This is a genomic window from Haematobacter missouriensis (assembly GCF_000740775.1).
Lineage (GTDB): Bacteria > Pseudomonadota > Alphaproteobacteria > Rhodobacterales > Rhodobacteraceae > Haematobacter > Haematobacter missouriensis.
The window spans coordinates 60,186-75,531 of sequence record NZ_JFGS01000011.1; the positions used below are offsets into that span (position 1 = coordinate 60,186).

Here is a 15,346-nt window from a genome sequence, read left to right on the forward strand (position 1 = left end):
CTGTTCTGCCAGCGAGAATCTGCGGATCGTGGAGGGGACACTGGACGACCCAGACAGCATCGCAGTAGCGGGGCGCCGAGCCTGTCGTATGGAGGCTCAGCGTTGGTTCTTGGCTGACGGTGCGCCGACACGATCAAGGAACTCCGTCACCGCGCGGTGCAGCGCGTCCTGACGGGTTATGTCGTTGGCGGCGCAATATAGCCGCAGCCGGGAGTAGCACGCCTGATCGACCACAAGCTGAAGCTTTCGCTCGACGCGCTTGCGCGATGCGACCCCGAACGAGCCATCGTTGGAGCTCTGCTCGTCTTCCGCGTCCGTCTCTTGCGCCGTCGGTTGGGCATAGAGCATTTCTCGCAGCCACTGCCAGAGAGCTGCTATTTCTGCGGTTCCCCTGGCATCGCGGGTCTCTGACACGCCTCGTCCCGCTGCCTCCGCAATTGTATGAACCACACGAGGTGGGAGCGCTATTGGAGCGACCGGACCCAGTTTTTCCAGCGTCACTATGACGTCCTGCGTGAGCTCCGCCTTGGGCGCCTCGTTGAGCACGAAAGCAAACGGCACCTGCAGGCGGCGCGCAATGTCCGCGGTGGCCTCGACCTCTCGCAAATCCGCCATCGGGCGGACGGGTATCACGACGAGGTCAGCAGCGGCGATGGCAGTATCGCTCCACGCCGTTCCCGCACGGGGTGTGTCGATGATGCAGAGCTGATACTTGGCGGCTTCTATCCTCGCCAGCATCGCCTGCAGTTCCTGGGGTTCCGGGTCCCGTGGGATCATGGCCGGACCATCGACCTTGCGCCGGCGCTTCCACCAGCGGCGCAGGCTTTTATCCGGGCTCATGTCGAGACACATGACCGGATAGTCGGGGGCGTCAGCGACAACGGCAAGATTTCGGGCAAGCGTTGTCTTGCCAACGCCTCCCGCGCGCGAAGCAATGACAATCGTCTTCAGCTCAAGCATATGAAAAACCTGATATTTATGCTGCTGCGACTGATCCATCGTTTGCGCCTGACCGCAAGGGCAGAGCTGCGGGGAGTCGCGGGTTATTGGAGAGATCGATCTGCACGTCGTCCGAGCGACGTCATGGGCAATACGGTCATGCGATGTGACTTAGTCCCACCGTCCGGGTGCGTTCGTGCTGAAGCCTGCCGCACCCCGGTGCATCCAAGCGCATTTCGTATGGCGGGGCTTATGGTGGGTGAACGCCATTGGTAAGAAAATAATGCAGCAATATCAATGATAAGTGGCGGAAGAGGTGGGATTCGAACCCACGGATGGTTGCCCATCGCCGGTTTTCAAGACCGGTGCCTTAAACCGCTCGGCCACTCTTCCGTCGGTGGGCGGATAACGGGTGGCGCGCGATTCGGAAAGGTAAATGGTGCGCCGCATGAAGTTGCGCGGGCGACGTTGATGAATGGGGCGCAGTACGGCATGAAGCGGTACAGTGGATTGAGACACACAGCAGCAGGTGTTCTGGCCGCGATGATGCTGGCAGCCTGTGGCATGGAACCTGTCGTACCGCCTCCCACGCTGTAGGAGCAGGCCCGGTCGCGCGCGGAGGAACGGACGGCGCCGGACGTGCCGCGCCTCTCCGGCGGGGCGTTTGGGAACGGCCGCCCACGCTCGGCAGTCTGTGAATCGCGCGCCCCGGAGCGGAGAGTGGCCGTGTGCTGGTCGTGGCGGAGCGGCAGTGCGGCGGCCATGCTCCTGCCAAACATGTCCCGGGATCGGCGCTTTCAGCTTTCCTCCGACCTCGCGGGGGTGCTGGGAGTGACGGCGGGTCAAGAGATTGCGCTGCGTGTGACGGCGTTTGTGATGACCTCTGCGGGGGCCTCTCGCCTCTCGGCAGATACTCCTGCCGTCGTTCCCGCAGGGGCGGAAAGTGCCGCGCGGTATACAGTCAGCAGGACGCAGGCGATTCAGGTCGCGGTCTTCGCGGTGGAGGCGAATGCCCATGCGGCCCGCGCGAGGCTGGCGGAGGCAGGTCTTCGCGCGGAAATCCGGCGGCTGGGGTAATGTCTGGCGGGTCACGATTCCGCTTGATGGGGCTGCGGGGGATGGCGCTCCGGGCGAACTTCTCGCAAAAGTGAAGCGGCTCGGGTTTGCCGATGCCTACGCTGTCGCCCTATGAGGCCACCCGGATCTGGATGGAGAGCCATGTTCAAACCTTTTGCCCCCCTCGTGCTCGTGGCTTTTGCAGCCCTTCCCATCCCTGCCTCGGCGTTCGAGACGCGCGCGGGTTCGGCCTATGTGGTGGATTTCAAGACCGGCACCGTACTCATGGACAAGAACGCGGAGGTTCCCCTGCCGCCCGCCTCCATGTCCAAGCTCATGACGATCAACATGCTGTTCGAAGCGGTGCGGGACGGGCGTGTGACGATGGATACCACCTTCGCCGTCTCCTCCAAGGCCCGGGCCATGGGCGGTTCGACGATGTTCCTCAACGAACGTGACCGCCCCACGGTGGAGCAGCTCATCAAGGGGATCATCGTGTTGTCCGGCAACGATGCCTGCGTCGTGGTGGCGGAGGGGCTTGCCGGATCGGAGGAGGCTTTCGCCCGTCAGATGACCGAGCGGGGTCGGGCCATCGGGCTGGAAGCCTCCCATTTCTCCAACGCCTCCGGCTGGCCCGACCCGGAGCAACGGATGACGATGAAGGATCTGACGACGCTGGGCGTGCATCTCATCCGCGAATTCCCTGAATACTACCATTACTTCGCGATCACCGAATTTCCCTTCGACAACCGCGCACCCGCCAACCGGCACAACCGCAACCCGATCTTGAGCCTCGGGATCGGGGCGGACGGGCTGAAGACCGGGCACACGCAGGAATCGGGCTACGGCCTCGTCGGTTCCGCGCAGCAGGGCGACCGGCGCGTCGTGTTCACGCTCAACGGGATGGCGACCGAAGCGGAGCGGCGGGAGGAGTCGGAGAGCGTCGTGAACTGGGCCTTTCGCAACTTCGTCGAGAAGACGGTGGCGCGCAAGGGAGAGGTCATCGGAGAGGCGGCCGTCTGGATGGGCGGTGCTTCCAGCGTCGGCCTGACGGTGGAGGAAGATCTTCAGCTTCTGGTGCCGGCGCTGGTGCAGGGGCAGGTCTCGGCCGAGGCCATCTATGCCGCACCGCTGAAGGCACCCCTCGCAGCTGGACAGCAGGTCGGTGAACTGGTCATCCGCATGCCGGACATGGAGCCGCGGCACGTTCCGCTCGTCACCGCGACGGCGGTGGCGGAGGGGGGCTTCGGCACGCGGCTCTTGACGGCGGCCCGTGTGCTGGTGCACCGCATGACCGGTGCGGAGAGTGCCCCCGCTGGCGGGGCGGAGTTCTGAGCGGGGCCCGGCCGCTTGCCGCCGACCGCGCGGAGGGGTGTGTGTTCATCAGCTTTGAAGGCATAGACGGGTCGGGCAAGAGCACTCAGGCCCGGCGGCTGGCAGCGACCCTGGCGACCGAGGGGCGGGAAGTTCTGCTGACGCGGGAACCGGGCGGATCGCTCGGCGCGGAGGAGATCCGCCGTCTCGTTCTTGAGGGGGAGCCGGACCGCTGGTCGCCAGAAACGGAGCTTTTGCTCTTTACCGCCGCCCGCCGGGATCATCTGGAACGCACGATCCGCCCCGCGCTCGCTGCGGGGCAGGTGGTCGTCTGCGACCGTTTCGCCGATTCAACCCGCATCTATCAGGGCGTGAGCCGGGGCGATCTGCGGGGTATGGTGGACAGGCTGCACGATCTGATGATCGGGGTGGAGCCCGACCTGACCTTCATCATCGACATCGATGCCGAAACCGGCCTCTCCCGTGCCCGCGCCCGGGCCGGCGGGGAGCAGCGGTTCGAGGATTTCGGTCTCCCGCTTCAGGCGCGCATGCGTGAGGGGTTCCTGGCGCTGGCGCGCGAGTTTCCCGTCCGCTGCCGCGTGATAGACGGCGGAGACGACGAGGATACTGTGGCCGCCCGCGTGCGCGCGGCACTGGGCGAGGCGGGATGAGCGACGATCTTCCTGAATCCGACCGGCTGGACGGCGTACCCCACCCCCGCGAAACGCAGCGCCTGTACGGTCAGGAAGCGGCGGAGGCGGCCTTTCTCGACGCGGTGGAAATCGGACGGCTGCACCATGCTTGGCTTCTCACCGGCCCGCGCGGCATCGGCAAGGCCACGCTGGCGTGGCGCATCGCCCGCTACCTGCTGCAACCGCCCGCGCCGGGGATGTTCGGCGCGACCCTCGACCCGCCGCAGGACGATGCTCTGGCCCATCGCCTACGCGGGTTGAGCGAGCCGCGCCTCCTGCTGATCCGAAGACCCTATGACGAAAAAGCCGGCCGCTTCAGGGCAGAGATCCCGGTGGACGAAGTGCGCCGTCTGCGCGGCTTCTTCGGGCTCTCCGCGGCAGAGGGCGGCCGCCGGGTGGTGATCGTCGATACCGCCGATGACCTGAACCCAAACGCCGCGAATGCGCTGCTGAAGGTGCTGGAGGAGCCGCCGGAGGGTGCAGTGCTCCTGCTGGTGAGCCACCAACCCTCGGGGTTGCTGCCGACCATCCGCTCCCGCTGCCGCGAGCTGCGGCTCCGCCCGCTGGATCAGGCCGACCTGTCCCGCGCGCTGGAAGGCGCGGGCGTGAGCGGGGAGGGGGCGGCGCTGGCGGCCCTTTCCGGCGGATCGGTGGGTGATGCGGTGCGTCTTGGAGCAGGCGGGGGCGCTGAGCTTTACGGACATATCCTCGCGCTCATGGCAAAGGCGCCCGGCATGGACAGGCAGGCAGCCCTGTCGCTGGCGGAACGTGGAGCGGGGCGGGGGAACGAGGCGGCGTTCGATCTGATCCTCACGCTGCTCGACCTGTTTCTGGCCCGACTCGCCCGGACAGGCGTCGCGGGACCGCCCGAACTGGAGGCCCTGCCGGGGGAGGGGGCTCTGCTCGCGCGGCTTTCGCCGGATCTCGCGGCAGCCCGCCGCTGGGCCGAAGTGCAGGAGGCAGCGGGCGCCCGCGCGCGACAGGGACGGGCGGTGAACCTTGACCCAGCCACGCTTCTCCTTGATATGGTTCTGACACTGGACGAGACGGCGGCGGCAGTGGCCGCCCGTTGAGGCACCGATGACCGATCATTCCTCCCCTTCCGCTTCCGCCGCTGACGCGGTTCCCGAAATCGTTGACAGCCACTGTCACCTCGACTTCCCTGACTTTCAGGGAGAGCTTGACGACGTGGTGGCCCGCGCCCGAGCGGCTGGCGTAACGCGGATGGTCTCGATCTGCACGCGGATGGGCAGCCTTCCCACCGTGCGTGACATCGCCGGGCGATTTGATGGGGTGTTCTACGCGGCGGGTATCCATCCGATGTCGGTAGCGGAGGAGCCGCCGGTGACGCTGGCGGAGCTCCTGGCACTGGCGGATGATCCGAAATGCGTGGGGATCGGTGAAACCGGGCTCGACTATCATTACTCCGCCGACAGCGCGGAGGCGCAGACGGTGAGCCTCCGGCTCCACATCGACGCCGCGCGGCGGACGGGCCTGCCACTCATCATCCATTCCCGCGACGCCGATGCGGACATGGCCCGTATCCTGACGGAAGAACATGCAAGGGGCGCCTTCACCGGTGTCATGCACTGTTTTACCTCCTCTGCCGAACTGGCGGAGTCAGCACTGGCCATCGGCTTCTACCTCTCCATGTCGGGTATCACCGCTTTTCCGAAGTCCGGCGATCTGCGCGACATCTTCGCCGCTGCCCCCCGGGACCGGATATTGGTGGAGACAGACTCCCCCTATCTCGCTCCGCCGCCCCACCGAGGCCGACGCAACGAACCGGCTTATACCGCTTTCACCGCGCGCAAGGGAGCAGAGACGCTGGGCATGGACTATGCCGATTTCGCGCGCCTGACCTCCGACAATTTCGACCGCCTGTTCGACCGCGCGGCCCGAAAGGTGGATGCGGCATGACGGGGCGGATCAGCTATACCATTCTGGGCTGTGGATCTTCTGCCGGGGTGCCCCGTCTGGGCGGCCACTGGGGGGAATGCGACCCGGCCAACCCGAAGAACGAACGTCTCCGCTGTGCGCTCCTCGTCACGCGCGAGACCGCAGAGGGGATCACGCGTGTGCTGGTCGACACCGGGCCGGACCTGCGCACACAGCTTCTCCGCGCCGGGGTGGGGGACCTTGATGGCGTTGTCTATACCCATGCCCATGCCGACCACGTTCACGGAATAGACGATCTGCGGCAGGTGGTGTTCAACATCCGCCGCAAGCTTGACGTCTGGGCGGATGAGCCGACGTCGGAGGCGCTGCTCCACAGGTTCGACTATATTTTCGTGCAGCCTCCCGGTTCCTCCTACCCGCCGATCCTGAACCTCCTGCCGATCACCGGCGCGTTCGAGGTTACGGGCGCAGGGGGTTCTATCCCGTTCGTGCCCTTCCGCGCCAACCACGGCAGCATCGACGCGCTCGGCTTCCGAATTGGGGACGTGGCCTACCTCCCGGATGCGCTGGAACTGACGGAGGAGGCCTGGCCCGTGCTCTCCGGTCTGGACTGCTGGATCGTGGGCGCGCTCCGGCGCAAGCCGCATCCGACCCATGCGCATCTGGAGCGCACGCTGAGTTGGATCACGCGCGCCGCCCCGCGGGAGGCCGTGATCACCAACATGCATATCGACCTCGACTATGAGGACGTGATGGCCGAGACGCCGGCGAACGTCGTGCCGGCCTATGACGGTCTGACGCTGAGCTACGAACTCTGATGCAGGCGCTGGTCGATGTCATCCTTCCGGTCTTCCTCGTCATCGGCTTCGGTTACTTCATCGCATGGCGGGGGCTGTTCACGGACCAGATGGTCGATGCGCTCATGCGCTTTACCCAGAACTTCGCGATCCCCTTCGTGCTGTTCCGGGGCATCGCCACGCTGGACCTCGGTCAGAACTTCGATATCCGGCTGCTGGCAAGCTTCTTCATCCCGGCGATCCTGTGCTTCCTGATCGGAGCAGGCGCCGCGCGCTATGCGTTCGGACGCCCGCCGGAGGACTGCGTGGCGGTCGGTTTCTGCTGCATGTTCTCCAACTCCCTTCTGCTCGGCATTCCCATTGCGGAGCGCGCCTTCGGGCCGGAGGGGCTGGCGGGCAACTATCTCATCATCGCCTTCCACTCGCCGCTGCTCTACGGCATTGGCATCACGCTGATGGAGGTGATCCGTAGCCGCCACGCCGCGAAAAGTCCCGCCCGTGTCGCGGTGCAGGTGCTGAACGCGATGTTCCACAATCCGCTGGTGATGGGCGTGACCACCGGCCTCGTGGTGAACCTCACCGGAGTGCCGCTGCCGGGTCCGCTCTGGGGCGCGGTCAACATGATGGCCCAGGCGGCGCTGCCGGCCGCGCTTTTCGGTCTGGGCGGCGTGCTGTTCCGCTACCGGCCGGAGGGGGACATGAAGCTGATCATGGTGATCTGCTTCCTGTCGCTGATCGGGCATCCGGCGCTGGTCTGGCTGATGGGGAAGGCCTTCGGGCTGCCGTTCGAGGGGTTCCGCTCCGCCGTCCAGACCGCGACGATGGCTTCGGGTGCGAATGCCTATCTGTTCGCCAACATGTATGGCGCGGCCAAACGCGTGGCGGCCTCCTCCGTCCTGCTGGGAACGGCGGCTTCCATGCTGACCATCTGGGTCTGGCTGAAACTACTGGGCGCTTGAAGGCAAGCCGCGGGAAAAGCCGTCGAGCCGGGCAGTTGACCGGTGGACGCGCCTTTCACCTCGTGGAAAGTGTCCGTTCTGTCCGTTCTGTCCGTTCTGTCCGTTCTGTCCGACTCTCTGACGGGCTGACTCTCTAATGGGCTGCTCAGAAATGCGTTCGGGCCAGATCGCTCGCCATCTGGCGAATCCCGAAATATGCGGTTTCCGGCCCGATTTCGGCAGATCGCGAGCCTCTTCCGCATCAGCGCAGTTCCGAAAGCTGTTTCCAGCAGCCTGCTGGACATGAAACTCATGAACTTTTTCACCAACCCGCCCAAGCTCGCAGGTTTACGGCGGCTCTGATTCCTCTCTGAGAAGCGCTGCGGCCCATCCATGAAAAAGCCGCGCCCAGCGGGGGCGCGGCCTGTCATCTTTAATTCGGGCAGGATCAGGCGGCCGCGAATTCCAGCGGGCGGACCTGCTTGAACAGCCCGGTGTCGCGCAGCGCGTCCAGCGTCGGGCCATCCAGCGGCTCGTCGAGATACAGGATGGCGATTGCATCCCTGCCGACAGAGGAGCGGCCCAGCGTGAAGTTCGCGATGTTCACCCCGTGCTGGCCCAGCGTGGTGCCGAGCGCGCCTATGATGCCGGGCACATCGTTGTTGGTGGTGTAAAGCATGTGCTCGCCCACTTCCGCGTCGATGTTGATGCCCTTGACCTGAATAAACCGCGGCTTGCCGTCGGAGAAGACCGTGCCCGCGATGGAGCGTTCGCGCGTCTCCGTCACCATCGTCACCTTGATGTAGGCGTCGAACGTGCCGGACTTCTCCTGGCTGGTGGTCGAGACCTGTATTCCCCGTTCCTTGGCGATGATCGGGGCAGAGACCATGTTGACATCGGGGTTGGTCGTCTTCATCACCCCGGCGATCACGGCGGCGTTCAGCGCGGCAAGGTTCATCTTCGCCACCGTACCGTCGTAGAGCACGTTGATCGCCTTGATCGGCTCGTCCGTCATTTGCCCGACGAAAGCGCCGAGATGCCCCGCGAGCTTGAGCCACGGCCCCATCACGGCGGCTTCCTCGGCGGTGACGGAGGGCATGTTGAGCGCGTTCGACACCGCGCCGGTCAGCAGGTAATCCGACATCTGCTCGGCCACCTGGAGCGCCACGTTCTCCTGCGCTTCCGTGGTGGATGCGCCAAGGTGCGGTGTGACCACGACGTTCGGCAGGCCGAAGAGCGGGCTTTCCTTGGCGGGTTCCACCTCGAACACGTCAAAGGCGGCGCCCGCGACATGGCCGGATTTCAGGGCTTCGGCCAGAGCGGCTTCATCGACCAATCCGCCACGGGCACAGTTGATGATACGCACGCCGGGCTTCGTCTTGGCGATGTTCTCGGCGTTCAGGATGCCCTTGGTCTTGTCAGTCAGCGGCACGTGAAGAGTGATGAAATCTGCCCGCGCCAGCAGTTCGTCCAGCTCGACCTTGGTCACGCCCATCTGCTTGGCGCGTTCTTCGGACAGGAAGGGGTCGTAGGCCACGACCTTCATCTTCAGCCCGAGCGCCCTGTCGCAGACGATGCCGCCGATATTGCCCGCGCCGATCACGCCCAGCGTCTTGTTGAACAGCTCGACGCCCATGAAGCGGGATTTCTCCCATTTCCCGGCGTGGGTGGATTCGGAGGCCTCGGGAAGCTGGCGCGCGACCGCGAACATCATCGCGATGGCATGTTCCGCGGTGGTGATGGAGTTGCCGAACGGCGTGTTCATCACGATGATGCCGCGCTTCGAGGCGGCCGGGATGTCCACGTTGTCCACCCCGATCCCGGCGCGGCCGATGACCTTGAGGTTGGTGGCCTTCTCCAGCAGCTTCTCCGTCGCCTTGGTGGCGGAACGGATCGCAAGGCCGTCGTACTTTCCGATGATTTCGGCCAGAGCGTCCTTGTCCTTGCCAATCTTCGGCAGGTAATCCACCTCGACGCCACGGTCGCGGAAAATCTGGACAGCGGTTTCGGAAAGCTCGTCGGAAACCAGAACTTTGGGTGCCATTTCCAGGCTCCTTGAATGGAGGGATTGGCCCCCGCGTCAGCAGGGGCGGTCTCGTATCGGACAGGGATCAGGCGGCGATGGCCTGCGCTTCGATCTCGGCCTCGAAGGCCCATTCGATCCAAGGCAGCAGCGCTTCCACGTCGGCGGTTTCCACAGTGGAGCCGCACCAGATCCGCAGGCCGGGAGGCGCGTCGCGGTAGGCGCCGGCGTCCAGCGCCACGCCTTCCTTTTCCAGCCGTTTCGCGACGGCCTTGGCAAAGGCGGCAGCATCCTTGATCCGGGCATCCGTGAACTTCAGGCAGACCGAGGTGCAGGAGGCCGTGGCCGGATCCGCGGCGAGATTGGCGATCCAGTCCTTCGTCGCCACGAAATCGTTCAACGCTTTGGCATTGGCCTCGGCCCGCGCGATCAGCGCCTTCTGTCCGCCCAGTGCCTTCGCCCATTTCAGCGCAACGAGGTAATCCTCCACGCAGAGCATGGACGGCGTATTGATCGTCTCACCGACGAAGATACCCTCGATCAGCTTGCCGCCCTTGGTCATGCGGAAGATCTTCGGCAGCGGCCAGGCGGGGGCGTAGCTTTCCAGCCGTTCGACGGCGCGGGGCGACAGGATCAGGACGCCGTGCCCGCCCTCACCACCCAGCACTTTCTGCCAGGAGAAGGTGACAACATCCAGCTTCGCCCACGGCAGGTCCATGGCGAAAGCGGCGGAGGTGGCGTCGCAGATGGTCAGGCCTTGACGGTCGGCCGGGATCGCGTCGCCGTTCGGCAGGCGCACGCCGGAGGTTGTGCCGTTCCAGGTGAAGACAACGTCACGCGCGAAATCCACCGTGGCGAAATCGACGATCTCGCCGTAACCGGCCTTCTTCACGGTCGCATCAATCTTCAGCTGTTTCACCACGTCGGTGACCCAGCCTTCGCCGAAGCTTTCCCAAGCCAGCATTTCCACCGGGCGCTGGCCCAGCAGGCTCCACAGCGCCATCTCCACGGCGCCGGTGTCGGACGCGGGTACAATGCCGATGCGGTAATCCGCCGGCACGTTCAGAATTTCACGGGTAAGGTCGATCGCCTCTTTGAGCTTCGCCTTGCCGACAGCAGCGCGGTGCGAGCGGCCAAGCGGCGCGTCGGACAGCATGTCGAGGGTAAAGCCGGGGATCTTGGCACAGGGGCCGGAAGAGAAACGCGGATTGGCCGGGCGTTGAGCCGGAGCGGAGATCGCCATCGCTGGTATCCTTACAGATAATCGCCTCTCGTTGGGGAGAGGTGTCCCGCTGATGCGGATACGCCGCGTCATTTTGAAAATCAAGCGGAGACTGCGGCGGATTGGCACATTCTGTCCGGACCTCCTGCAGGAGGCGAAATCCGCCCGCTGAGCACAAACTGATACCCAAGCTACTGTTTAAAATGGAATATCATTTATGAATTTTACTATTCAGTAACATTTACCGCCGTGCTAGCGTCTCCGCCGAGGTAACCGGCTCCGTGCCGGAAGGAGGGACATATGGACATCAAGGGAATCGTCGCGGTCGTGACCGGAGGCGCCTCCGGGCTGGGTGATGCGACGGCGCGGGCGCTGGCCGCGAGCGGTGCGAAGGTGGCGCTGGTGGATTACAATGAGGAAGGCGCACGCAAGACCGCGGAGGAGATCGGCGGGATCGCCGTGCAGTGCGATGTATCCAAGGCGGAAAGCGGCGAGGCGGCCTTTGCCAAAATCCTCGCTGATCTGGGTACGCCGCGCGTCCTCATCAACTGTGCGGGTGTCGCGCCGGCGCAGAAGGTGCTGGGGCGCAACGGCGTCATGCCGCTCGACGATTACCGCCGCGCGATCGAGGTGAACCTGATCGGCACGTTCAACATGCTGCGGCTGTTTGCCGATGCCTGTCAGGCGCTGGAGCCGCAGGCTTCGGGAGAGCGGGGGGTGATCGTCAACACGGCCTCCGTCGCGGCCTTTGAAGGGCAGGTCGGCCAGACGGCCTATGCCTCCTCCAAGGCAGGGGTCGCGGGGTTGACGCTGCCTGCGGCGCGGGAGTTCGCGCAGATCGGCATCCGCGTCTGCACCATCGCGCCCGGCATTTTCGAGACACCGATGCTGAAGGGCTTGCCGGAAGCAGCGCAGGAAAGCCTTGGCAAGATGGTGCCCTTCCCCTCGCGCCTGGGCCGCCCGCAGGAATATGCCGCGCTGGCGCTGCACATCATCCAGAACGAAATGCTGAACGGTGAGACGATCCGGCTGGACGGCGCGATCCGGATGGCGCCGCGGTAAGCCGGCAGGGGGGATCATGACCGAAGCCTTTATCTACGACGCCGTGCGCACGCCGCGCGGCCGGGGCAAGCCCGACGGTGCGCTGCATCCGGCAACGCCCGTCACCCTCGCCACAACCGTGCTGGAGGCGGTGCGGAACCGTAACGGTCTGGATACCGCGGCGGTAAGCGACGTCGTGATGGGGATTGTCATGCCGGTGGGCGAGCAGGGCCAGGTGCTGCCCCGCATCGCCGCCCTTCAGGCAGGCTATGCGCAGGACGTGGCGGGGGTGCAGATCAACCGGTTCTGCGGCTCGGGGCTGGAGGCGACCAACATGGGCGCGGCCAAGGTCATGGCGGGGCAGGCGGACATGGTGGTGACCGGGGGGGTGGAAAGCATGTCCCGCATCCCGATGCTGTCGGATGGCGGGGCATGGAGTTCCGATCCGCAGGTCTCCTTCAACACGCGCTTCGTGCCGCAGGGCATTTCCGCCGATCTCATCGCGACGAAATGGGGATACGGCCGGGAGCGGACGGATGCCTTTGCCGTCGAAAGCCACCGCCGTGCCGCCCGCGCCTGGGGCGAGGGGCGGTTCGACCATTCCGTCGTGCCCGTGCGCGACAAGGTCGGTCGGGTGATGCTCGACCGGGACGAGACCGTGCGCGGCAATGCGACGGTGGCGGATCTGGCAAAGCTCCGCCCCTCCTTTGCCCGCATGGGGGCGGAGATGGGCTTCGACGCCATCGCCCGCCTTCGCTACCCTGAGGTGGGAGAGATCGACCACGTGCACCACGCGGGATCGTCCAGCGGCATCGTGGACGGCGCGGCGGCGGTGCTGATCGGCACGCGGGAGGCGGGGGCCGCGCAGGGACTGCGCCCCCGCGCCCGAATCCGCGCCTTTGCCGAGATCGGGTCGGAACCGACGATCATGCTGACCGCCCCCTCCTTCGCCGCCGAAAAGGCGTTGAAGCGGGCGGGAATGACGCCGGACGACATCGATCTTTATGAAATCAACGAAGCCTTCGCCGCCGTGGCCATTCGCTTCACCGAGGCGCTTGACCTCGACCCGGCTTGCGTCAACGTCAATGGCGGCGCCATTGCGATGGGCCACTCGCTTGGGGCGACGGGGGCGATGATCCTTGGCATCGCGCTCGACGAACTGGAGCGGCAGGACAGGGAGACCGCGCTCATCACGCTCTGCATCGGGGCGGGAATGGGTGTCGCAACGATCATCGAAAGGGTCTGAGAGACATGTTCACGACCGATATCGACGCCGAAGGCATCGCGACCGTCACCATCGACATGCCCGGGCGGAGCATGAACGTGATCGACTGGGCGCTCACCGATGCGCTGGACGCGGAGGCGCGTGCGCTGGCAGCCAATCCGGCGGTCAAGGCTATCGTGCTGACCTCGGGCAAGAAGGATTTCGTCGCCGGAGCCGATCTCGCGATCATGCACGATCTCTACGATCTGACGCCGGAAGCCGCGTCCGACAGGATCGGCACGCTGGGCGCGATGGTGCGGGCGTTCGAGACCTCCGGCAAGCCCGTCGTGGGCGCCGCTCCCGGCACCGCCCTTGGCGGCGGGCTGGAGATCCTGCTCGGCTGCAACTACCGGATCGCGGCGGATAATCCGAAGGCGCGGTTCGGCCTGCCGGAAGTGACGCTGGGGATCCTGCCCGGCGCCGGCGGAACGCAGCGCCTGCCGCGGATCATCGGTATCCCCGCCGCCTTGCCGGTGCTGGTCTATGGCAAGCCCATGACGGCGGAGCAGGCAAAGGCGGCGGGCATCCTGGATGAGGTTGTTCCGCCTGATAACTTGCTTGCAGCGGCGAAGGCTGCAGTCCGCGAGGGCAGGGTCAGGCCGGGCCAGCCGTGGGACGAAAAGGGCTTTGCCCTGCCGGGCCCCGCGCCGCAATCCTCCGAAGCGATGGACCTGTTCTCCAGTTGGAACGCGAAAGTCCTCGCGGAAACCTCCGGCAATCGTCCCGCGCCCAAAGCCATCCTGTCCTGCGTCTTTGAGGGGACGCGCGTACCGATAGACGCCGGACTGAAGATCGAGCGGGATTACTTTGGTACGCTGGTGACGGGCGACGTAGCGCCCGCGATGGTCTGGGCCACGTTCGAGGCGCGGATTGCGGCGAGCAAGGAGGGACGCAACATAGCGGACCCGGACGGCCCTTACGTGACCTCCGGCGTTTCGGCTCTTCTGGAGGAGACGCGGCGGCTCAGGGAAGAAGGTGTGCCGGACTCCACCATCGAGACGGCGGCGGCGCAGCTTGGCATGGCGCGGACACCCAAAGATTTCGGCGCGGGTAAGGAAATCGCGGAGATGTCGGAGGCGATGGATACGGTGCCGCTGGAGGATGTGAAGGACCGGCTCCTGTTCGCGCAGGTTTCCGCCGCTGCAACTGCGTTGCAGGGGGGGGCAGTGGCCCTCGCGGCGGAGGCCGATTATGGCGCGGTCGCGGGCTGGGGCTTCCCGGTTCATCTGGGCGGACCGATCTATTTCGCGCGGCAGCTCGGCCCTGAGGGTCTGGAGCAGCGGATGGGCAAACTGGAGACCGCCTATGGCCTTCGCTTTGCCCCGCCGCCGGTGATTGCCGCCGTGACAGACGCGGCCAAGCCGTGACGGACCTCGTGCTCACAGATTTCGACGCGGAATCCGGTATTGCTCGGATCGCATTCAACCGGCCGGAGGTGCTGAATGCTCTGAACGTGCCGCTGGCGCGCGCCTTCCTCGCCGCGGTGCGGGAGGTGACCGCGTTGCAGGGTCTGCGCGCCATCGTGCTCGGCGGAGAGGGGCGCGCCTTTGTCGCCGGGGGTGACGTGGCAAGCTTCGCCGGCGGGCCCGAGAGAGCGGTGCCGGTGGTCAACGATCTGCTCGATGCGCTGAACCCGGCAATCGTGGCATTGCGCCGGGTGGATGCGCCGGTGATCGCCGCCGTGCGCGGGGCCGCGGCGGGGGCCGGGCTGTCGCTCATGATGGCTGCCGACATCATCGTCGCGGCGACGGGAACGAAGTTCCTCATGGCTTATGAGAAGCTCGGGTCTTCGCCCGATTGCGGGGCCACTTGGTTCGCGCCGCGACTCCTCGGGCGGGCGCGGACCATGGAGCTTCTGCTGATGGGGCGCGTGCTCGATGCGGAAGCCGCGCGTGACTGGGGGCTTATCAACGAGGTCGTGCCTGCCGACGACCTGGACAGCCGAGTTCAGGGACTGGCGGAGACGCTGGCGCGGGGGCCGACGCGCGCCTTCGGCCAGTCCAAGCGTCTCATCGACGAGGCCGAACACGTAACCCTCGCCGAGCAACTGGAAAAGGAACGTGCGGCTTTTCTGGCGGGCACCGGCACGGCGGATTTCGCCGAAGGCACCGCCGCCTTCACCGCCAAGCGGACACCCGTCTTTACCGGGCGATGAGGATCA

The 15,346-nt window shown here is 65.7% G+C and carries 14 protein-coding genes and 1 tRNA gene; 11 read left to right on the forward strand and 4 right to left on the reverse strand.

The window, feature by feature from the left end; translation table 11 throughout:
- Nucleotides 1-96: 96 nt before the first annotated feature.
- Both CG51_RS19110 and CG51_RS08950 read right to left on the reverse strand, forming a co-directional pair.
- Nucleotides 97-999, reverse strand: a complete 903-nt coding sequence (locus CG51_RS19110) for a nucleotide-binding protein (protein ID WP_051930303.1) — start codon at nucleotides 997-999, stop codon at nucleotides 97-99.
- Between the two features lie 245 nt (nucleotides 1,000-1,244).
- Nucleotides 1,245-1,332, reverse strand: a tRNA-Ser gene (locus tag CG51_RS08950).
- Between the two features lie 327 nt (nucleotides 1,333-1,659).
- Between CG51_RS08950 and CG51_RS08955 the strand changes: the two genes are divergently transcribed.
- The 7 genes from CG51_RS08955 to CG51_RS08985 all read left to right on the forward strand — a co-directional run bounded on the left by CG51_RS08955 (nucleotide 1,660) and on the right by CG51_RS08985 (nucleotide 7,656).
- The gene (locus tag CG51_RS08955) at nucleotides 1,660-2,016 is read left to right on the forward strand and encodes a hypothetical protein (protein WP_143412986.1); all 357 of its coding nucleotides are present in this window, start codon (nucleotides 1,660-1,662) and stop codon (nucleotides 2,014-2,016) included.
- Between the two features lie 141 nt (nucleotides 2,017-2,157).
- Nucleotides 2,158-3,330, forward strand: coding sequence for a D-alanyl-D-alanine carboxypeptidase family protein (locus CG51_RS08960; RefSeq protein WP_051930304.1), 1,173 nt, complete (start codon nucleotides 2,158-2,160; stop codon nucleotides 3,328-3,330).
- A 41-nt stretch (nucleotides 3,331-3,371) separates the two neighbouring features.
- Nucleotides 3,372-3,980: a dTMP kinase gene (tmk, locus tag CG51_RS08965; RefSeq protein WP_035744087.1), complete on the forward strand. Its 609-nt coding sequence runs from the start codon at nucleotides 3,372-3,374 to the stop codon at nucleotides 3,978-3,980.
- Nucleotides 3,977-5,074, forward strand: coding sequence for a DNA polymerase III subunit delta' (locus CG51_RS08970; protein ID WP_035744088.1), 1,098 nt, complete (start codon nucleotides 3,977-3,979; stop codon nucleotides 5,072-5,074). The genes tmk and CG51_RS08970 overlap by 4 nt, the downstream gene beginning before the upstream one ends.
- Nucleotides 5,075-5,081: 7 nt before the next feature.
- Nucleotides 5,082-5,921: a TatD family hydrolase gene (locus CG51_RS08975; RefSeq protein ID WP_051930306.1), complete on the forward strand. Its 840-nt coding sequence runs from the start codon at nucleotides 5,082-5,084 to the stop codon at nucleotides 5,919-5,921.
- Nucleotides 5,918-6,718 carry an MBL fold metallo-hydrolase gene (locus CG51_RS08980; RefSeq protein ID WP_035744089.1) on the forward strand — a complete coding sequence of 267 codons (801 nt, stop codon included), beginning with the start codon at nucleotides 5,918-5,920 and terminating at the stop codon, nucleotides 6,716-6,718. The genes CG51_RS08975 and CG51_RS08980 overlap by 4 nt, the downstream gene beginning before the upstream one ends.
- Nucleotides 6,718-7,656, forward strand: coding sequence for an AEC family transporter (locus tag CG51_RS08985; RefSeq protein ID WP_035744090.1), 939 nt, complete (start codon nucleotides 6,718-6,720; stop codon nucleotides 7,654-7,656). The genes CG51_RS08980 and CG51_RS08985 overlap by 1 nt, the downstream gene beginning before the upstream one ends.
- A 427-nt stretch (nucleotides 7,657-8,083) precedes the next feature.
- On the opposite strand, the gene serA is transcribed toward CG51_RS08985, so the two are convergent.
- A complete protein-coding gene (serA, locus tag CG51_RS08990) occupies nucleotides 8,084-9,679 on the reverse strand; it encodes a phosphoglycerate dehydrogenase (RefSeq protein WP_035744091.1) in 1,596 nt (531 codons plus the stop codon).
- A 67-nt stretch (nucleotides 9,680-9,746) separates the two neighbouring features.
- On the reverse strand, nucleotides 9,747-10,901 hold the full coding sequence (locus tag CG51_RS08995) for a phosphoserine transaminase (protein WP_035744092.1): 1,155 nt from the start codon (nucleotides 10,899-10,901) through the stop codon (nucleotides 9,747-9,749).
- Nucleotides 10,902-11,180: 279 nt separating this feature from the next.
- Here CG51_RS08995 and CG51_RS09000 point away from each other — a divergent pair, with 279 nt between their 5' ends.
- From CG51_RS09000 to CG51_RS09015, 4 genes are read left to right on the forward strand one after another with little or no spacing between them, the layout of a single operon-like run.
- Nucleotides 11,181-11,942 carry a 3-hydroxyacyl-CoA dehydrogenase gene (locus CG51_RS09000; RefSeq protein ID WP_035744093.1) on the forward strand — a complete coding sequence of 254 codons (762 nt, stop codon included), beginning with the start codon at nucleotides 11,181-11,183 and terminating at the stop codon, nucleotides 11,940-11,942.
- Nucleotides 11,943-11,958: 16 nt separating this feature from the next.
- Nucleotides 11,959-13,167 carry an acetyl-CoA C-acetyltransferase gene (locus tag CG51_RS09005; RefSeq protein ID WP_035744094.1) on the forward strand — a complete coding sequence of 403 codons (1,209 nt, stop codon included), beginning with the start codon at nucleotides 11,959-11,961 and terminating at the stop codon, nucleotides 13,165-13,167.
- A 5-nt stretch (nucleotides 13,168-13,172) separates the two neighbouring features.
- Nucleotides 13,173-14,552, forward strand: a complete 1,380-nt coding sequence (locus tag CG51_RS09010; protein ID WP_051930308.1) for an enoyl-CoA hydratase-related protein — start codon at nucleotides 13,173-13,175, stop codon at nucleotides 14,550-14,552.
- Nucleotides 14,549-15,340, forward strand: coding sequence for an enoyl-CoA hydratase-related protein (locus CG51_RS09015; RefSeq protein WP_051930311.1), 792 nt, complete (start codon nucleotides 14,549-14,551; stop codon nucleotides 15,338-15,340). The genes CG51_RS09010 and CG51_RS09015 overlap by 4 nt, the downstream gene beginning before the upstream one ends.
- Nucleotides 15,341-15,346 lie beyond the last annotated feature (6 nt).

Excerpts from the sequence above, each read along its gene's own strand:
- CG51_RS19110 (WP_051930303.1), bottom strand. The coding sequence starts at position 999 with ATGGATCAGTCGCAGCAGCATAAATATCAGGTTTTTCATATGCTTGAG.
- CG51_RS08960 (WP_051930304.1), top strand. The coding sequence starts at position 2,158 with ATGTTCAAACCTTTTGCCCCCCTCGTGCTCGTGGCTTTTGCAGCCCTT.
- CG51_RS08970 (WP_035744088.1), top strand. The coding sequence starts at position 3,977 with ATGAGCGACGATCTTCCTGAATCCGACCGGCTGGACGGCGTACCCCAC.
- CG51_RS08975 (WP_051930306.1), top strand. The coding sequence starts at position 5,082 with ATGACCGATCATTCCTCCCCTTCCGCTTCCGCCGCTGACGCGGTTCCC.
- CG51_RS08980 (WP_035744089.1), top strand. The coding sequence starts at position 5,918 with ATGACGGGGCGGATCAGCTATACCATTCTGGGCTGTGGATCTTCTGCC.
- CG51_RS08985 (WP_035744090.1), top strand. The coding sequence starts at position 6,718 with ATGCAGGCGCTGGTCGATGTCATCCTTCCGGTCTTCCTCGTCATCGGC.
- serA (WP_035744091.1), bottom strand. The coding sequence starts at position 9,679 with ATGGCACCCAAAGTTCTGGTTTCCGACGAGCTTTCCGAAACCGCTGTC.
- CG51_RS08995 (WP_035744092.1), bottom strand. The coding sequence starts at position 10,901 with ATGGCGATCTCCGCTCCGGCTCAACGCCCGGCCAATCCGCGTTTCTCT.
- CG51_RS09000 (WP_035744093.1), top strand. The coding sequence starts at position 11,181 with ATGGACATCAAGGGAATCGTCGCGGTCGTGACCGGAGGCGCCTCCGGG.
- CG51_RS09005 (WP_035744094.1), top strand. The coding sequence starts at position 11,959 with ATGACCGAAGCCTTTATCTACGACGCCGTGCGCACGCCGCGCGGCCGG.
- CG51_RS09010 (WP_051930308.1), top strand. The coding sequence starts at position 13,173 with ATGTTCACGACCGATATCGACGCCGAAGGCATCGCGACCGTCACCATC.